We start from the raw sequence: 15,545 nt of genomic DNA on the forward strand, positions 1-15,545 counted from the left end.
GTCATCGCGGGGACCACCGCGTCACCCCTCGGCGATCACCACGGCGGAGGCGACTCCCGCGTCGTGCGACAGGGACACGTGCCAGCCCCGTACGCCGAGCTCCTGCGCCCGCGCGGCGACGGTGCCCCGTACGAACAGCGAGGGCTGGCCCGAGTCGGCCGTCACGACCTCCGCGTCCGTCCAGCGCAGCCCCTTGGGGGCGCCCAGCGCCTTGGCGAGCGCCTCCTTCGCGGCGAACCGCGCGGCCAGCGAGGCGATGCCCCGGCGCTCGCCGCTCGGCAGCCACAGCTCGCCCGCCACGAAGAGCCGTTCGCCCAGCGTCGGCGTGCGCTCCATCGCCTGCTCGAAGCGGTCGATCTCGGCGACGTCGATGCCGACTCCGATGACGCTCACTCCACGGTCACCGACTTCGCCAGGTTCCGCGGCTGGTCGACCTCGTTGCCGCGGGCCGTGGCGAGCTCGCACGCGAAGACCTGCAACGGCACGGTGGCCACCAGCGGCTGCAGCAGCGTCGGCGTCTCCGGGATCTCGATCATGTGGTCCGCGTACGGCCGGACCGTCTCGTCGCCGCGTTCCGCGATGACGATCGTGCGGGCGCCGCGCGCCCGGATCTCCTGGATGTTCGACACGATCTTGTCGTGCAGCACGGAGCGCCCGCGCGGCGACGGCACGACGACGACCACCGGCACGTCCTCCTCGATGAGCGCGATCGGGCCGTGCTTCAGCTCTCCGGCCGCGAAGCCCTCGGCGTGCATGTACGCCAGCTCCTTGAGCTTCAACGCCCCTTCCAGCGCCACCGGATAGCCCACATGCCGTCCCAGGAACAGCACCGTCCCCTTGTCGGCGAGGCCGCGCGCCAGCTCCCGTACGGGCTCCATGGTCTGCAGCACGTCCTCCACCTGTGTGGAGATCGCGGACAGCTCGCGGATCACGCCGACGACCTCGTCGCCCCACTTCGTACCGCGCACCTGGCCCAGGTAGAGCGCCACCAGATAGCAGGCGACGAGCTGGGTCAGAAACGCCTTGGTGGAGGCGACGGCGACCTCCGGGCCCGCGTGCGTGTAGAGCACGGCGTCCGACTCGCGGGGGATGGTCGATCCGTTGGTGTTGCAGATGGCGAGCACCTTCGCGCCCTGCTCACGCGCGTGCCGGAGCGCCATCAGGGTGTCCATGGTCTCGCCGGACTGGCTGACCGCGATCACCAGCGTGCGCGGGTCGAGGATCGGGTCCCGGTAGCGGAACTCGCTGGCCAGCTCCGTCTCGCAGGGGATGCGGGTCCAGTGCTCGATGGCGTACTTCGCGATCATGCCCGCGTGGAACGCCGTACCGCAGGCCACGATCACGACCTTGTCGATCTCCCGCAGCACCGAGTCGGGGATCCGCACCTCGTCCAGGGTCAGTTCGCCCGCGGCGTCGATCCGGCCGAGCAGGGTGTCAGCGACGGCCCGCGGCTGCTCGGCGATCTCCTTGAGCATGAAGTAGTCGTAGCCGCCCTTCTCGGCGGCCGAGGCGTCCCAGTCGATGTGGAACGGCCGGACGTCGGCCGGCGCGCCGTCGAAGTCCGTGACGGTGACGCCGTCCTTGCGCACCTCCACGACCTGGTCCTGGCCGAGCTCGACGGCCTCCCGGGTGTACTCGATGAAGGCCGCCACGTCCGAGGCGAGGAAGCTCTCGCCGTCGCCGACACCCACCACCAGCGGCGAGTTGCGGCGCGCGCCGACCACCACGTCCGGGTCGTCGGCGCAGGCCGCGACGAGCGTGAAGGCGCCCTCCAGCTGCCGGCACACCTGCCGCATCGCCTCCGCCAGATCGCCGGTGGCGGAGAACTCCTCGGCGACCAGGTGCGCCACGACCTCGGTGTCCGTCTCGGAGACCAGGTCGTGACCGCGGTCGGCCAGATCGGCGCGCAGCCGGGCGAAGTTCTCGATGATGCCGTTGTGCACGACGGCGACCCGGCCCGAATTGTCCAGATGCGGATGGGCGTTGACGTCGTTCGGGGCCCCGTGGGTGGCCCAGCGGGTGTGGCCGATCCCGGAGGTGCCGGCGGACAGCGGACGCTCCGCCAGCTCCTTGTGCAGATTGGCGAGTTTCCCGGCCTTCTTCGCGACAGCCAGGCCGCCGTCGGCCGGCACGGCGACTCCCGCGGAGTCATAGCCGCGGTACTCCAGCCGCTGCAATCCGGCGATGACGACATCGAGGGCCGAACGCCCTCCCACGTAACCGACGATTCCGCACATGCGCGCAGCCTACGCGGCGCCCCACCCGGCGGCGATCACCTGTCCGGTCACCTGTCGGGCTGCTCGCCGTGCGCGATCCGGTCGATGGCGTCCTCGACCAGCTCCAGATACTCGGCCTCCTCGCAGCGCGGCTTGCTGCCCACCACGTAGAGGTCCAGCGCGTCCGAGAGGTCCTCCGTCAGGTCCTCGTCGGGAAGGTCGGCGGAGAGGTCCTCGCACACCCGCGCCGCGTGGTCACCGGGAGGCAGCGCAGACCCCGGAGCGGCGGAACGGCCTTTCCGGAAGCGGAACTTGAGCCGCAGACGGCTCGGGCTGCGAGACATGCCGGAAACGTAACGGTAAAAGCCTCACGCGTACACCTGCTGCCCACATATGCGTCACACCCGTACCGCGGTTACCGCTGGACACCGGGCCCCCGGAAGTGATCGCCGCAGGCCAGGGCGGAGAATGGCAGCGTGCCAACGAAGCCATACGTGGATCTCTCGCGCGCGGAGTGGAGTGCGCTCCGCGAGCGCACGCCCCTGCCGCTGACCGCCGACGAGGTCGAGGAGCTGCGCGGACTCGGCGACGTCATCGACCTCGACGAGGTACGGGACATCTATCTGCCGCTGTCCCGGCTGCTCAATCTGTACGTCGGCGCCACGAACCATCTGCGCGACGCCCTGAACACCTTCGTCGGCGACGCCGGCGGCAACGGGGCACAGCGCGGCACCCCGTTCGTCATCGGCGTCGCGGGCAGCGTCGCCGTCGGCAAGTCGACGGTCGCGCGCCTGCTGCAGGCCCTGCTCGCCCGCTGGCCCGAACACCCGCGGGTGGAGCTGGTGACCACGGACGGCTTCCTGCTGCCCAAGGCCGAACTGGAGCAGCGCGGCCTGATGTCCCGTAAGGGCTTCCCCGAGTCGTACGACCGGCGCGCGCTCACCCGCTTCGTCGCCGACGTGAAGGCCGGCAAGCCCGAGGTGACGGCGCCCGTCTACTCACATCTGATCTACGACATCGTGCCGGGCGAACGGCTCACCGTGCACCGCCCCGACATCCTGATCGTCGAGGGCCTGAACGTGCTCCAGCCGGCCCTGCCCGGCAAGGACGGCCGCACCCGCGTCGCCGTCGCCGACTACTTCGACTTCTCCGTGTACGTGGACGCGCGGACGGCCGACGTCGAGCAGTGGTATCTGAGCCGCTTCCGGAAGCTGCGCGAGACGGCCTTCCAGGACCCGCGCTCGTTCTTCCACAAGTACACGTCGGTCTCGGAGGAAGAGGCGCTGGACTACGCCCGGAACACCTGGCGCACCATCAACCGCCCGAACCTGGAGCAGAACATCGCCCCGACCCGCGGCCGCGCCACCCTCCAGCTCCACAAGGGCCGCGACCACGCAGTAGAACGCCTGTCCCTCCGCAAGCTGTAACCCTGCGCTGTGAGCGGCTGCATCAATGTACGGCTCCGCCGCGCGGGGCGGGCACACCTGCGAGGTGTGGGCAGGCGTTCCGCGGGGCGGCTGCATCGATGTGCGGCTCCGCCGCGCGGGGCGGGCACACCTCCGAGGTGTGGGCAGGCGTTCCGCGGGGGCGGCTGCATCGATGTGCGGCTCCGCCGCGCGGGGCGGGCACACCTGCGAGGTGTGGGCAGGCGTTCCGCGGGGCGGAACGGGTGGGCACACCGGGACCGCACCCGCGCAGGGAACGCACCCCGCACCCCTACGCAGGCGCACGCCGTACAGCGGAACGCGCCCGCACAGGCGGCGCGCCTGCGTCACGTGCCGGGAGGCAAAGCTCGCGGGTGCGGTCCGCTGTGCCCACCCGTTCCGCCCCAAGGGCGGACCAGCTGCCCACAGCTCGGGCCGCGGGCCCCCAGCGGCGGAGGCGTCAGCCCAGCGCCCGCTTCACCACGTCGGCCAACCGCTCCGCGGCCTCCCGCGCCTGCTCCTCGTCCGCCGCCTCGACCATGACCCGCACCAGCGGCTCCGTACCGGAGGAGCGCAGCAGCACCCGTCCGGTCTCGCCGAGTTCGGCCTCGGTTTCGGCGACCGCGGCGGCCACCTCGGGCGACGTGGCGACCCGGGACTTGTCGACGTCCCGCACGTTCACCAGGACCTGCGGCAGCCGCTCCATCACGGTGGCCAGTTCCGCGAGGGACTTGCCCGTCGCGGCGACCCGCGCGGCCAGCATCAGGCCGGTCAGCGTGCCGTCGCCGGTGGTCGCGTGGTCCAGCACGATCACGTGCCCGGACTGCTCGCCGCCCAGCGAGTAGCCGCCGTTCTTCAGCTCCTCGAGCACGTACCGGTCGCCGACGGCGGTCTGCAGGACCGCGATGCCCTCGCGCTCCATGGCCAGCTTGAAGCCGAGGTTGGACATCACCGTGGCGACCACGGTGCTCTTGCGCAGCGCCCCGGCCTCCTTCATGGCGACGCCGAGCACGGCGAGGATCTGGTCCCCGTCGATCTCCCTGCCCTCGGCGTCGACGGCCAGGCAGCGGTCCGCGTCACCGTCGTGCGCGACGCCGAGGTCCGCGCCGTGCTCCACGACGGCCGCCTGCAGGCCGGAGAGGTGGGTCGAGCCGCAGTCCTCGTTGATGTTCAGGCCGTCCGGGTCCGTGCCGATCGTGATCACGTCGGCGCCGGCCCGCGCGAAGGCCTCGGGCGAGACCCGGGAGGCCGCGCCGTGCGCGCCGTCGATGACGATCTTCAGCCCGTCGAGCCGGTTCGGCAGGACGCCCACGAGGTGCGCGACGTAGTTGTCGAAGCCCTCCACGTACTCCCGGACGCGGCCCACGCCGGCGCCGGTCGGACGGTCCCACTCCTGGCCCGCCTCGTGCGCGCGGTACAGCGTCTCGATGCGGTCCTCCTGCGCGTCGGGCAGCTTGTGCCCGCCCCGCGCGAAGAACTTGATGCCGTTGTCCGGCATGGCGTTGTGGCTCGCCGACAGCACCACGCCCAGATCGGCGCCGAGCGCGCCGGTCAGATAGGCGACGGCCGGCGTCGGCAGGACGCCCACCCGCAGTACGTCGACCCCGGCGCTCGCCAGGCCCGCCACCACGGCGGCCTCCAGGAACTCGCCCGAAGCACGCGGGTCCCGCCCGACCACGGCCACCGGCCGCTGGTCCTCGAAGGATCCCCCCTCGGCCAGAACATCCGCCGCCGCGACCGACAGACCGAGCGCCATCTCGGCCGTCAGCCCCTCATTGGCGACACCGCGTACGCCGTCCGTACCGAAGAGTCGTCCCACCGTGCTTCCTCCGCGAGTTCGTGCCTGGCACACGGGCTGCTCCGCCCCTGATGCCCTGTCAGGTGTACGCCCCCGATAAAACCGAATAAGACAACGCCCCGGCGGCACGTGCCGTGCCGCCGGGGCGTCGATGCTGCGGGCCCGGGCGAGAAACTCGCCCGGACAGCTGAGCAGCAGTGCAGCGCGCGCCGAGCGTCAGCGCTTGCTGTACTGCGTGCCCTTACGGGCCTTCTTGAGACCGGCCTTCTTCCGCTCGACGGCACGCGCGTCGCGGGTCAGGAAGCCGGACTTCTTCAGCGGGCCGCGGTTGTTGTCCACGTCCGCCTCGTTGAGCGCACGGGCCACGCCCAGGCGCAGCGCGCCCGCCTGGCCCGAGATGCCGCCGCCGGAGATGCGGGCGACCACGTCGTAGCGGTCGTCCAGCTCGAGCACCTTGAAGGGCTCGTTGACCTCCTGCTGGTGCACCTTGTTGGGGAAGTAGCCCTCAAGGGTGCGCCCGTTGATCTTCCACTTGCCGGAGCCCGGGATGATGCGGACGCGGGCGACGGCGTTCTTGCGGCGGCCGACGCCGGCAGCCGGCTGCGGGTCGCCGAAGCGGGACGCGAGGGACTCGGAGGTGAACTCCTCCAGGCTGCCCTCGGGGGTCTCGGTGGTGTACTCCTCGACGCCCTCGACGGGGGTCTCAGGGGTGGTCTCGGCCACGATTCTCCTCAGCTTCTTTTCGTCTTAGGTGGTGTGGCCGGACTTACTGCGCGACCTGGGAGATCTCGAACGGCACCGGCTGCTGGGCGCCGTGCGGGTGGTTGGGACCCGCGTACACCTTCAGCTTGGACAGCATCTGCCGGCCGAGCGTGTTCTTCGGGATCATGCCCTTGATGGCCTTCTCGACGGCCTTCTCCGGGTTCTTCTCCAGCAGCTCGTCGTAGCGGACGGACCGCAGGCCGCCCGGGTAGCCGGAGTGCCGGTAGGCCAGCTTCTGCGTCCGCTTGTTGCCGGACAGGTGCACCTTGTCGGCGTTGACGATGATGACGAAGTCACCGGTGTCAACGTGGGGGGCGTACACGGGCTTGTGCTTGCCCCGCAGGAGCGTGGCGGCCTGAGAGGCCAGCCGGCCCAGGACGACGTCCTGGGCGTCGATGATGTGCCACTGGCGCTGGACGTCGCCGGGCTTGGGGCTGTACGTACGCACGGTCGTAGCCTTCGCTTCTTCAGTGAGTGGGTCCTGACAAGGCCACCTGGCAATTCGACATCCCCGATCGCACCACGGTGACGCAAGCCGCTCGTGCTGATCGATGGGTCATCGGCCGATGTGGCCGGTGCAAGGCCTCCCACGTGAGAATGAGCAAGCCAATACACACAACGACCTCGCAGAGTACCGGCCTCCACCCATCCGGGTCAAAACGCGGCCGTGCCCCGCGACCGGGCCTCCGCTAGCGGTCGCGCACCACGCGTCCCTCGTCCCACACGGGCTCTCCCACTTCCCGCACCCGGCCGTCCGCGCCGAAGACAAGGAAGCGGTCGAAGGACCGGGCGAACCAGCGGTCGTGGGTGACGGCGAGCACCGTCCCGTCGTACGCCTCCAGCCCCTCCTGCAGCGCCTCGGCCGAGTCCAGGTCCAGGTTGTCCGTCGGCTCGTCGAGCAACAGCGCGGTGGCGCCGTCCAGTTCGAGCCGGAGGATCTGGAACCGCGCCTGCTGGCCGCCCGACAGCCGGTCGAACCGCTGCTCCGCCTGGCCCGTCAGCTCGTACCGGCGCAGCGCCGACATCGCGGCCCCGCGGTCCCTGGCGTGCTCCGTCCACAGGATGTCCAGCAGCGTGCGCCCCTCCAGCTCCGGGTGGGCGTGGGTCTGCGCGAAGTGCCCGGGTACGACGCGCGCGCCGAGCTTCCAGCCGCCGGTGTGCGGTACGCCGTCGCCGGCGAGCAGCCGCAGGAAGTGCGACTTCCCCGACCCGTTCGAGCCCAGCACGGCGACGCGTTCGCCGTAGAAGATCTCCAGCGAGAAGGGCTTCATCAGCCCGGTCAGCTCCAGCTCCTCGCAGGTCACGGCGCGCACCCCGGTACGGCCGCCCTGCAGCCGCATCCGGATGTCCTGCTCCTTGGGCGGCTCCGGCGGCGGGCCCGCCTCCTCGAACTTCCGCAGCCTGGTCTGCGCCGCCGCGTACCGCGAGGCCATCTCGTGGCTGACCGCTGCGGCCCGCTGCAGGCTGTCCACCAGCTTCCGCAGCTGCGCGCGCTTCTCGTCCCAGCGGCGGCGCAGCTCCTCGAAGCGGGCGAAGCGCTCCTTGCGCGCCTCGTGATAGCTCGCGAATCCGCCGCCGTGCACCCATACGTCGCTGCCGGCCGGGCTCGGCTCGACGCTGACGATGCGGTCCGCCGCCTGCGCGAGCAGCTCCCGGTCGTGCGAGATGAAGAGCACCGTCTTACGGGTCTCGCGCAGCTTCCCCTCCAGCCACCGCTTGCCGGGCACGTCCAGATAGTTGTCCGGCTCGTCCAGCAGCAGCACCTCGTCGTTGCCGCGCAGCAGCGCCTCCAGGACGAGCCGCTTCTGCTCACCGCCGGACAGCGTGCGCACCTGACGCCACTGGGCCTTCTCGTACGGGATGCCGAGCGCCGCCACGGTGCACATGTCCCACAGCGTCTCCGCCTCGTACCCCTGCACCTCGGCCCAGTCGGCGAGCGCCTGCGCGTACTGCATCTGCGCGGCCTCGTCGTCCCGTTCCATGACGGCGAGTTCGGCGGCGTCCACCGCGTACGCGGCCTTCTTCAGTGCGGGCCGAGCCACCGATACGAGCAGGTCCCGCACGGTGCTCTCGTCCCGTACGGAGCCGATGAACTGCGGCATCACGCCCAGTCCCCCACTGGCCGTCACCGACCCGGCGTCCGGGGCGAGTTCACCGGAGATCAGCCGCACCAGGGTCGTCTTGCCCGCCCCGTTCGGCCCGACCAGCGCGGCGGAGGCGCCCTCCCCCACCCGGAACGAGACATCGGTGAGCAGCGGCCGCCCGTCGGGCAGACCACAGTCCAGGTGCGCGACCTCCACATGACCCATACAGCGGATTCTCTCCGACCCCGTCCACCCCGCCCAACCCGTTTTCGGCAGCGCATAAGATGCGCTCCATGAGCTTTGGGCAGGGGGGACCCGAGTGGGGTCCCGGCGGCACGTCCACCCCGGACTGGGCGGCGCTCGCCGAGGAAGCGGAGCAGAAGCGCAGCCGTCGCAAGCGATGGCTGCTGATCGGCGGAGGGGCGCTGGCCACCGCCGCGGTCGCGGGCATCGTCGCGGTCGCGGTCGTCAGCGAGAGCGGCGGCGGGAGCGCCTCGGACAACCCGTCCGAGTCCCTTCCCGCGCCGGAGGACCTGCCCTCCGACTCGCCGAGTCAGCCGGGGCCGAGCTTCCAGGACGACGCGCCGCCCCCGCCCCCTCCCGAGGACTTCATCGCGGACAGGCAGCACGACAAGGCGCCGCTCAGCGTGGCGTCGCTCTTCCCGGAGAGCAAGGCGGCGGTGAACGGCCGGGAGTACGCCAGGAAGGCCACGTCGACCAGCAAGAAGTGCACGTCCGCCGCGCACGCGGAGCTCGGCCCCGTGCTGTCGAGGCACGACTGCGAGCGGATGTTCCGCGCGACCTTCACCAAGAACGGGCTCGCGGTCACCGTCGGCGTCGCCGTCTTCGAGGACGCCAGGACGGCGGCCGCCGTGAAGAAGCAGTACAAGCCGAACGTCGTCGCCCTCCCCGGCAAGGGCGTTCCCGACTTCTGCCGCACGGTCGGCTGCCGTACGACGGCCGACTCCCTCGGCCGGTACGCCTTCTTCACCATCTCCGGGCACACCAACGGCAAGGAGGCGGGCCCCTCCGACAAGCCGGCGATCCGCACGAGCCTGGACGCCTCGAAGTACACCTACCAGCGCGTCCTCCAGCGCGGTCAGGCCCAGGCCGCCGCGGCGGCCACGGCCTCGCCCCAGTCCTGAGGGGCGTCCCTGACGGGGGCTCCCCTCTCAGGGGCACCCCTGTCAGGGAGCGTCAGCAGCAGCCCGGGGCGTCGCCGGCCCCGGGCAGCGACCGCTTGTTGCGGGACGCGAGATTGCGGGCCGCCAGCTCCTCGTCCGCCGGGTAGCCGACCTCTTCGAGGGTCAGCCCGTGCGGCCGTACGACGTGCACGGCGGAGTCCCGTACGCCCGCGGCCAGCACCTTGCCGGGCCACTCCGGCGGCCGGTGCCCGTCACCGACGAACAGCATCGCGCCGACCAGCGAACGCACCATGTTGTGGCAGAAGGCGTCCGCCAGCACGGTCGCCTCCAGCACCCCGTCCGGCTGCCGCACCCAACTGAGCTCGCGCAGCGTACGGATGGTCGTCGCGCCCTCGCGCTTCTTGCAGTACGCCGCGAAGTCGTGCTCGCCGACGAGCTGTTGGGCCGCCTCGTTCATGGCGTCCACGTCCAGCGGCCAGTTGTGCCACAGCACGAACCCGCGGCGCAGCGGGTCCACTCCCCCGGGGTGATCGCACACCCGGTACGCGTACCGCCGCCAGATCGCCGAGAAGCGCGCGTTGAAGTGCGGCGGCGCCTCCCCCACGCGGAACACCCGTACGTCCATGGGCAGTCGCCCCGCCAGCCGCCGCAGCAACTGCTCGCCGTGCTCGGCCCAGACGTCCTCCGGCAGATCCACATGCGCGACCTGCCCACGGGCGTGCACCCCCGAGTCCGTACGCCCGGCCACCGTCAGCTCGACCGGCTCCGGCAGCCGCATGACGACCTGCAGCGCGGACTCCAGCTCGCCCTGTACGGTCCGCTGCCCGCCCTTCTGCTTGGCCCAGCCGCTGAACTCCCGCCCGTCGTACGCCAGATCCAGCCGCACCCGCACGAACCCGGGCTCCACCGCGTCACTCACACCGTGATCCTCTCACCACACACGAGTGGGCCCGCCCCCAACGGGGAGCGGGCCCACTTCGGTCAGCTCAGCGAGCCTCAGGCGTCCTTGGACTCGCCCTCGGCGTCCGCGGCCTCGTCCTTGGACTCGGCAGCCGCCTCGGCGTCCTTCGCGGTGCGCTTGGTCGCCGCCTCGGCCTCACCGACAGCCTGCTGCTGCACGGTCAGGGCCTCCACCAGCTCGATGACGGCCATGGGCGCGTTGTCGCCACGGCGGTTACCGATCTTGGTGATGCGGGTGTAGCCACCCGGGCGGTTCTCGTAACGCGGGCCGATCTCGGTGAACAGGGTGTGCACGACGCCCTTGTCCAGGATCGTGCGCATGACCTGACGGCGGTTGTGAAGGTCGCCCTTCTTCGCCTTGGTGATCAGACGCTCCGCGACCGGGCGCAGGCGGCGGGCCTTCGCCTCGGTCGTGGTGATCCGGCCGTGCTCGAAAAGGGCCGTGGCGAGGTTCCCCAGCATGGCCTTCTGGTGCGAGGCACTGCCGCCCAGACGGGCACCCTTGGTGGGCTTCGGCATGGTTCGTTCTCCTTTGTTGTCCTGCGCCGGCCGTACCAGGCACCGACGGCAGTCCCGGCCGTATCAGGTACCGGGGTGTACGGATGCGCCCCAACAGGGGCGCGGGGAACTGCGCAAACCCACAGCGGGTCCGCAGCTCCGGGTTCAGGGGCGCGGGGAACTGCGCAAAAGCACAGCGCTCCCGCAGCCCTCCTCACCGGGCGGGACCAGGCCCCGAGGGACCCGGCCCGTCCGGCCAGAGGGCTCAGTACTGCTCGGTCTCCACGAAGCCCGCGTCCGCGTCGTCGTCCGCGCCAAACGCGTCCGCCGCGGCGGTCGGGTCGAATCCGGGCGGGCTGTCCTTGAGGGCCAGGCCCATGCCGGCCAGCTTCGCCTTGACCTCGTCGATCGACTTCGCACCGAAGTTGCGGATGTCGAGCAGGTCCGCCTCGGAACGCGCCACGAGCTCACCCACGGAGTGGATGCCCTCGCGCTTGAGGCAGTTGTAGGAACGGACGGTGAGCTCCAGCTCCTCGATCGGCAGTGCCAGATCGGCGGCCAGCGCGGCGTCCGTCGGGGACGGGCCCATGTCGATGCCCTCGGCGTCGACGTTGAGCTCGCGCGCCAGACCGAACAGCTCGACCAGGGTCTTGCCGGCCGACGCCATGGCGTCGCGCGGACGCATGGCCTGCTTGGTCTCGACGTCGACGATCAGCTTGTCGAAGTCGGTGCGCTGCTCGACACGGGTCGCCTCGACCTTGTACGTGACCTTGAGCACCGGGGAGTAGATGGAGTCGACCGGGATACGGCCGATCTCCTGGCCCACCTGCTTGTTCTGCACGGCGGAGACGTAGCCGCGACCGCGCTCGACGGTCAGCTCCATCTCCAGCTTGCCCTTGCCGTTCAGCGTGGCGAGGACGAGGTCCGGGTTGTGCACCTCGACACCGGCCGGCGGCGCGATGTCCGCGGCGGTGACCAGACCCGGGCCCTGCTTGCGCAGGTACATCACGACCGGCTCGTCGTGCTCCGAGGAGACGACGAGGGACTTGATGTTGAGGATCAGGTCGGTGACGTCCTCCTTGACGCCCGGCACGGTCGAGAACTCGTGCAGAACGCCGTCGATCCGGATGCTGGTCACAGCCGCACCGGGGATCGAGGAGAGGAGCGTACGACGGAGGGAGTTGCCGAGGGTGTAGCCGAAGCCCGGCTCCAGCGGCTCGATCACGAACCGGGAGCGGAACTCGTCGACGACCTCTTCGGTCAGAGAGGGACGCTGAGCGATCAGCATGGGAAGTACTCCAGTCTTCGGCACCCGCTATTTGATGCCAAGCCAGACAACGATGCTTCAAGGGTACGGGCGGAACCACACATTCCGTGCGGCTCCACCCGTATCCGTCGGGCTCTGTACGGGACAGAACCCCGGGATCATGGAACCGGCCCGAATTACTTCGAGTACAGCTCGACGATCAGCTGCTCCTGCACCTGCGTGTCGATCACAGGACGCTCGGGCAGCGAGTGCACGAGGATCCGCATCTGCGACGGGATGACCTCCAGCCATGCCGGAGTGGTCTTCTCGCCGGCCTCCGCCTGAGCCACCTGGAAGGGGGTCATGGAGCGGGAGGACTCACGGACCTCGACGATGTCGTTCACGGACACGCGGGCCGACGGAATGTCGGTCTTCCGCCCGTTGAGGGCGATGTGGCCGTGCTTGACCAGCTGACGAGCGTGGTCCCGGGACTTGGCGAAGCCTGCCCGGTACACCACATTGTCCAGACGGGTCTCGAGGATCCGGAGCAGGTTCTCACCAGTCTTGCCCTGCCCACGGTTGGCCTCGTTGAAGTACCCGCGGAACTGCTTCTCCAGGACGCCGTAAATACGGGCTGCCTTCTGCTTTTCACGCTTCTGCAGCAGGTACTCGGAGTCCTTGGTGCGCCCGCGACCGTGCTCACCCGGGGGGTAAGGACGGATCTCGATCGGGCACTTCGCGCTTTCGCACTTGCTCCCCTTGAGGAAGAGCTTCTGCTTCTCCCGACGGCAACGCTTGCAGTCGGCCCCGGTGTATCGCGCCATTTTCTAGTTATCTCCTACTTCAGCTGGTCGTCAGACCCGACGACGCTTCGGCGGGCGGCAGCCGTTGTGCGGCGTCGGCGTGACGTCCTGGATGGACCCGACCTCGAGGCCGGTGGCCTGGAGCGAACGGATCGCGGTCTCACGGCCGGAGCCGGGACCCTTGACGTACACGTCGACCTTCCGCATGCCGTGCTCCTGGGCGCGACGCGCGGCGTTCTCCGCCGCCATCTGCGCCGCGAACGGCGTCGACTTGCGCGAGCCCTTGAAGCCGACGTGGCCGGCCGAGGCCCAGGAGACCACGTTCCCGGTGGGGTCGGTGATCGAAACGATGGTGTTGTTGAACGTGCTCTTGATGTGAGCGTGCCCAGCGGGGACGTTCTTCTTGTCCTTGCGGCGCACCTTCTTGGCGCCGGCCGTACGGCCCTTCGGAGGCATGCATAACTCCCGTGGAGGTGGTCGGTCCTACAACGCGGACCGCGGAAACGCGTCCGGTGAGGACTACTTCTTGCCCGGCTTCTTCTTGCCGGCGATCGCGCGACGCGGACCCTTGCGGGTACGGGCGTTGGTCTTCGTGCGCTGACCGTGGACCGGGAGACCACGGCGGTGCCGCAGACCCTCGTAGCAGCCGATCTCCACCTTGCGGCGGATGTCGGCCTGAATCTCACGACGGAGGTCACCCTCCACCTGGAGGTTGGCGTCCACGTACTTGTTGATGTTGACCAGGTCCTCTTCGGACAGGTCGCGCACGCGAGTGTCCGGGCTGACCCCGGTCTCACTCAGAGTCTGCTGGGCAAGGGTGCGACCAATGCCGAAGACGTAGGTGAGGGCGACCTCGATGCGCTTCTCACGCGGGAGGTCGACGCCTGCGAGGCGTGCCATGGATGTGGCTCCTGATTGCTATTCGGAGGTCTGCCGCAGCACCGTCCCTTGCGCCTGTGACCGCAACGGGCTCAGGACGCGCAAGGTCCCCGGCCTCCGACCGGGGGTGTCGTCCCCACCGACATGAAAGATTCAGGGCGGGGGGTCGGGCGACTGCGTATGTACTTTTCGCTTGCGTCGCGCGAAGAGTGCGAGGTGCGAAGGTTGGCCCGGCCGAAGCCGGAATGCGTCAGCCCTGGCGCTGCTTGTGGCGCAGGTTGTCGCAGATGACCATGACCCGGCCGTGACGGCGGATCACCTTGCACTTGTCGCAGATCTTCTTGACGCTCGGCTTGACCTTCATGGGATGTGAGGTTCTCCGGGTCAGGCCACGGCACTCACGGGAGGCGAGGACCGCGGCTCGATCTGTCGATCTACTTGTAGCGGTAGACGATCCGCCCGCGCGTCAGGTCGTAGGGAGAAAGCTCCACCACGACCCTGTCGTCGGGCAGGATACGGATGTAGTGCATCCGCATCTTGCCGCTGATGTGCGCGAGGACCTGGTGGCCGTTCTGCAGCTCCACCTTGAACATGGCGTTCGGCAGAGACTCGACGACAGTGCCCTCGATCTCAATGGCCCCTTGTTTTTTGGCCATGCTCTAGCGCTTCACCTTCCGGGATCGGCTACCTGGGTTGGTCCCAGGCATACGACGACACCGGGACCGACGAGCCATCCTACGGTACGTACCCCCGGAAAGACGAATTCGGTCATCCTCCCCGCACAGCAAGATCGTTAACCGTACGAGGGCAAGCCGGTCGCCGACGACGGAGGCCTCAACCCGAGGAATCCGGGGCGGCCTTCACGTCGGAGCGGGCCGTCAGCCCAGCGGGTCCGGGGCGGCCTTCACGCCGTGTTCGGCGAGCTTCGCCTTGCCGCCGTCGCGCGCGGTGAGCACCAGCGGGCCCTCCTCGGTCAGCGCGACCGAGTGCTCCCAGTGGCTGGACCAGGTGCCGTCGTTGGTCTTCACCGTCCAGTCGTCGGACAGTACGTGGGTCTTCGCCGTACCCAGGCTGACCATCGGCTCGATGGCGAGGCACATGCCGGGCACCAGCTTCGGACCGCGGCCGCGCCGGCGGTCGACGTAGTTCAGCAGGTGCGGGTCCATGTGCATCTGGGAGCCGATGCCGTGGCCGCCGTAGTCCTCGATGATCCCGTACTTGCCGGAGGCCGGCCGCGGCTGGCGGCGGATGTAGCCCTCGACGGCCTTCGAGATGTCGACGAGACGGTTGCCCTTCCGCATCGCGGCGAGCCCCGCCCACATCGACTCCTCGGTGACGCGGCTGAGTTCGTGCAGTTCGGCGGAGTGGCCCTCGCCGACGAAGACGGTCAGCGCGGCGTCACCGTGCCAGCCGTCGATGATGGCGCCGGCGTCGATGGAGATGATGTCCCCGGCCTTCAGCACGGTCTCGCGGTCCGGGATGCCGTGCACCACGACCTCGTTCACCGACGTGCAGATGTTGCCCGTAAAGCCGCCGTAGCCCAGGAAGTTGGGCTTCGCGCCGTGGTCGGCGAGCACCTTCGCCGCCACCTCGTCCAGGTCCTTCGTCGTCGCGCCCGGCACGGCCGCCGCACTGCACGCCTCGTGCATCGCGGCGACGACCAGCCCCGCCGCGCGCATCTTCGCGATCTGCTCCGGGGTCTTGATCTCCACCATGCGGCTGACGCCTTC

At 69.9% G+C, this 15,545-nt stretch carries 18 protein-coding genes; 2 read left to right on the forward strand and 16 right to left on the reverse strand.

Annotation, left to right across the window (positions count from 1 at the left end; translation table 11 throughout):
* Positions 1-21 precede the first annotated feature (21 nt).
* From AC3AGO_RS15010 to AC3AGO_RS15020, 3 genes are read right to left on the reverse strand one after another with little or no spacing between them, the layout of a single operon-like run.
* A complete protein-coding gene (locus AC3AGO_RS15010; RefSeq protein ID WP_487820703.1) occupies positions 22-393 on the reverse strand; it encodes a holo-ACP synthase in 372 nt (123 codons plus the stop codon).
* A complete protein-coding gene (glmS, locus tag AC3AGO_RS15015; RefSeq protein WP_487820704.1) occupies positions 390-2,237 on the reverse strand; it encodes a glutamine--fructose-6-phosphate transaminase (isomerizing) in 1,848 nt (615 codons plus the stop codon). The genes AC3AGO_RS15010 and glmS overlap by 4 nt, the downstream gene beginning before the upstream one ends.
* 47 nt (positions 2,238-2,284) lie before the next feature.
* Positions 2,285-2,560, reverse strand: a complete 276-nt coding sequence (locus tag AC3AGO_RS15020) for a hypothetical protein (protein ID WP_487820705.1) — start codon at positions 2,558-2,560, stop codon at positions 2,285-2,287.
* Between the two features lie 132 nt (positions 2,561-2,692).
* On the opposite strand from AC3AGO_RS15020, the gene coaA reads away from it, so the two are divergent.
* Positions 2,693-3,643, forward strand: coding sequence for a type I pantothenate kinase (coaA, locus tag AC3AGO_RS15025; RefSeq protein ID WP_487820706.1), 951 nt, complete (start codon positions 2,693-2,695; stop codon positions 3,641-3,643).
* A 457-nt stretch (positions 3,644-4,100) separates the two neighbouring features.
* Here coaA and glmM read toward each other — a convergent pair whose 3' ends face one another.
* The 4 genes from glmM to AC3AGO_RS15045 all read right to left on the reverse strand — a co-directional run bounded on the left by glmM (position 4,101) and on the right by AC3AGO_RS15045 (position 8,509).
* Complete coding sequence (glmM, locus tag AC3AGO_RS15030) at positions 4,101-5,459, reverse strand: phosphoglucosamine mutase (RefSeq protein WP_487820707.1); 1,359 nt, start codon at positions 5,457-5,459, stop codon at positions 4,101-4,103.
* A gap of 195 nt (positions 5,460-5,654) precedes the next feature.
* Positions 5,655-6,161 (reverse strand): 30S ribosomal protein S9, encoded by a 507-nt coding sequence (gene rpsI / locus AC3AGO_RS15035; protein WP_487820708.1) that lies wholly within the window; start codon positions 6,159-6,161, stop codon positions 5,655-5,657.
* A gap of 43 nt (positions 6,162-6,204) precedes the next feature.
* A complete protein-coding gene (rplM, locus tag AC3AGO_RS15040; protein WP_487820709.1) occupies positions 6,205-6,648 on the reverse strand; it encodes a 50S ribosomal protein L13 in 444 nt (147 codons plus the stop codon).
* A 241-nt stretch (positions 6,649-6,889) separates the two neighbouring features.
* Positions 6,890-8,509, reverse strand: coding sequence for an ABC-F family ATP-binding cassette domain-containing protein (locus AC3AGO_RS15045; RefSeq protein WP_487820710.1), 1,620 nt, complete (start codon positions 8,507-8,509; stop codon positions 6,890-6,892).
* Between the two features lie 68 nt (positions 8,510-8,577).
* On the opposite strand from AC3AGO_RS15045, the gene AC3AGO_RS15050 reads away from it, so the two are divergent.
* A complete protein-coding gene (locus AC3AGO_RS15050) occupies positions 8,578-9,429 on the forward strand; it encodes a hypothetical protein (RefSeq protein ID WP_487820711.1) in 852 nt (283 codons plus the stop codon).
* A gap of 52 nt (positions 9,430-9,481) precedes the next feature.
* On the opposite strand, the gene truA is transcribed toward AC3AGO_RS15050, so the two are convergent.
* The 9 genes from truA to map form a co-directional block, all read right to left on the reverse strand.
* Positions 9,482-10,348, reverse strand: a complete 867-nt coding sequence (gene truA / locus AC3AGO_RS15055; protein ID WP_487820712.1) for a tRNA pseudouridine(38-40) synthase TruA — start codon at positions 10,346-10,348, stop codon at positions 9,482-9,484.
* 77 nt (positions 10,349-10,425) lie between these two features.
* A complete protein-coding gene (rplQ, locus tag AC3AGO_RS15060) occupies positions 10,426-10,908 on the reverse strand; it encodes a 50S ribosomal protein L17 (RefSeq protein WP_487820713.1) in 483 nt (160 codons plus the stop codon).
* A gap of 244 nt (positions 10,909-11,152) precedes the next feature.
* Entirely contained in the window at positions 11,153-12,175 is a 1,023-nt protein-coding gene (locus tag AC3AGO_RS15065) for a DNA-directed RNA polymerase subunit alpha (protein ID WP_019354927.1), read from the reverse strand.
* Positions 12,176-12,330: 155 nt separating this feature from the next.
* Complete coding sequence (gene rpsD, locus AC3AGO_RS15070; protein ID WP_487820714.1) at positions 12,331-12,957, reverse strand: 30S ribosomal protein S4; 627 nt, start codon at positions 12,955-12,957, stop codon at positions 12,331-12,333.
* A 30-nt stretch (positions 12,958-12,987) separates the two neighbouring features.
* The gene (rpsK, locus tag AC3AGO_RS15075) at positions 12,988-13,392 is read right to left on the reverse strand and encodes a 30S ribosomal protein S11 (RefSeq protein ID WP_487820715.1); all 405 of its coding nucleotides are present in this window, start codon (positions 13,390-13,392) and stop codon (positions 12,988-12,990) included.
* 63 nt (positions 13,393-13,455) lie between these two features.
* On the reverse strand, positions 13,456-13,836 hold the full coding sequence (gene rpsM / locus AC3AGO_RS15080; RefSeq protein ID WP_487820716.1) for a 30S ribosomal protein S13: 381 nt from the start codon (positions 13,834-13,836) through the stop codon (positions 13,456-13,458).
* A 229-nt stretch (positions 13,837-14,065) separates the two neighbouring features.
* Entirely contained in the window at positions 14,066-14,179 is a 114-nt protein-coding gene (gene rpmJ / locus AC3AGO_RS15085; RefSeq protein WP_003956441.1) for a 50S ribosomal protein L36, read from the reverse strand.
* Between the two features lie 70 nt (positions 14,180-14,249).
* Positions 14,250-14,471 carry a translation initiation factor IF-1 gene (gene infA, locus AC3AGO_RS15090; protein WP_003948620.1) on the reverse strand — a complete coding sequence of 74 codons (222 nt, stop codon included), beginning with the start codon at positions 14,469-14,471 and terminating at the stop codon, positions 14,250-14,252.
* Between the two features lie 222 nt (positions 14,472-14,693).
* On the reverse strand, positions 14,694-15,530 hold the full coding sequence (gene map / locus AC3AGO_RS15095) for a type I methionyl aminopeptidase (RefSeq protein ID WP_487820717.1): 837 nt from the start codon (positions 15,528-15,530) through the stop codon (positions 14,694-14,696).
* Between the last annotated feature and the right edge of the window lie 15 nt (positions 15,531-15,545).

The sequence above is a fragment of the Streptomyces sp. BL1 genome (genome assembly GCF_057628045.1).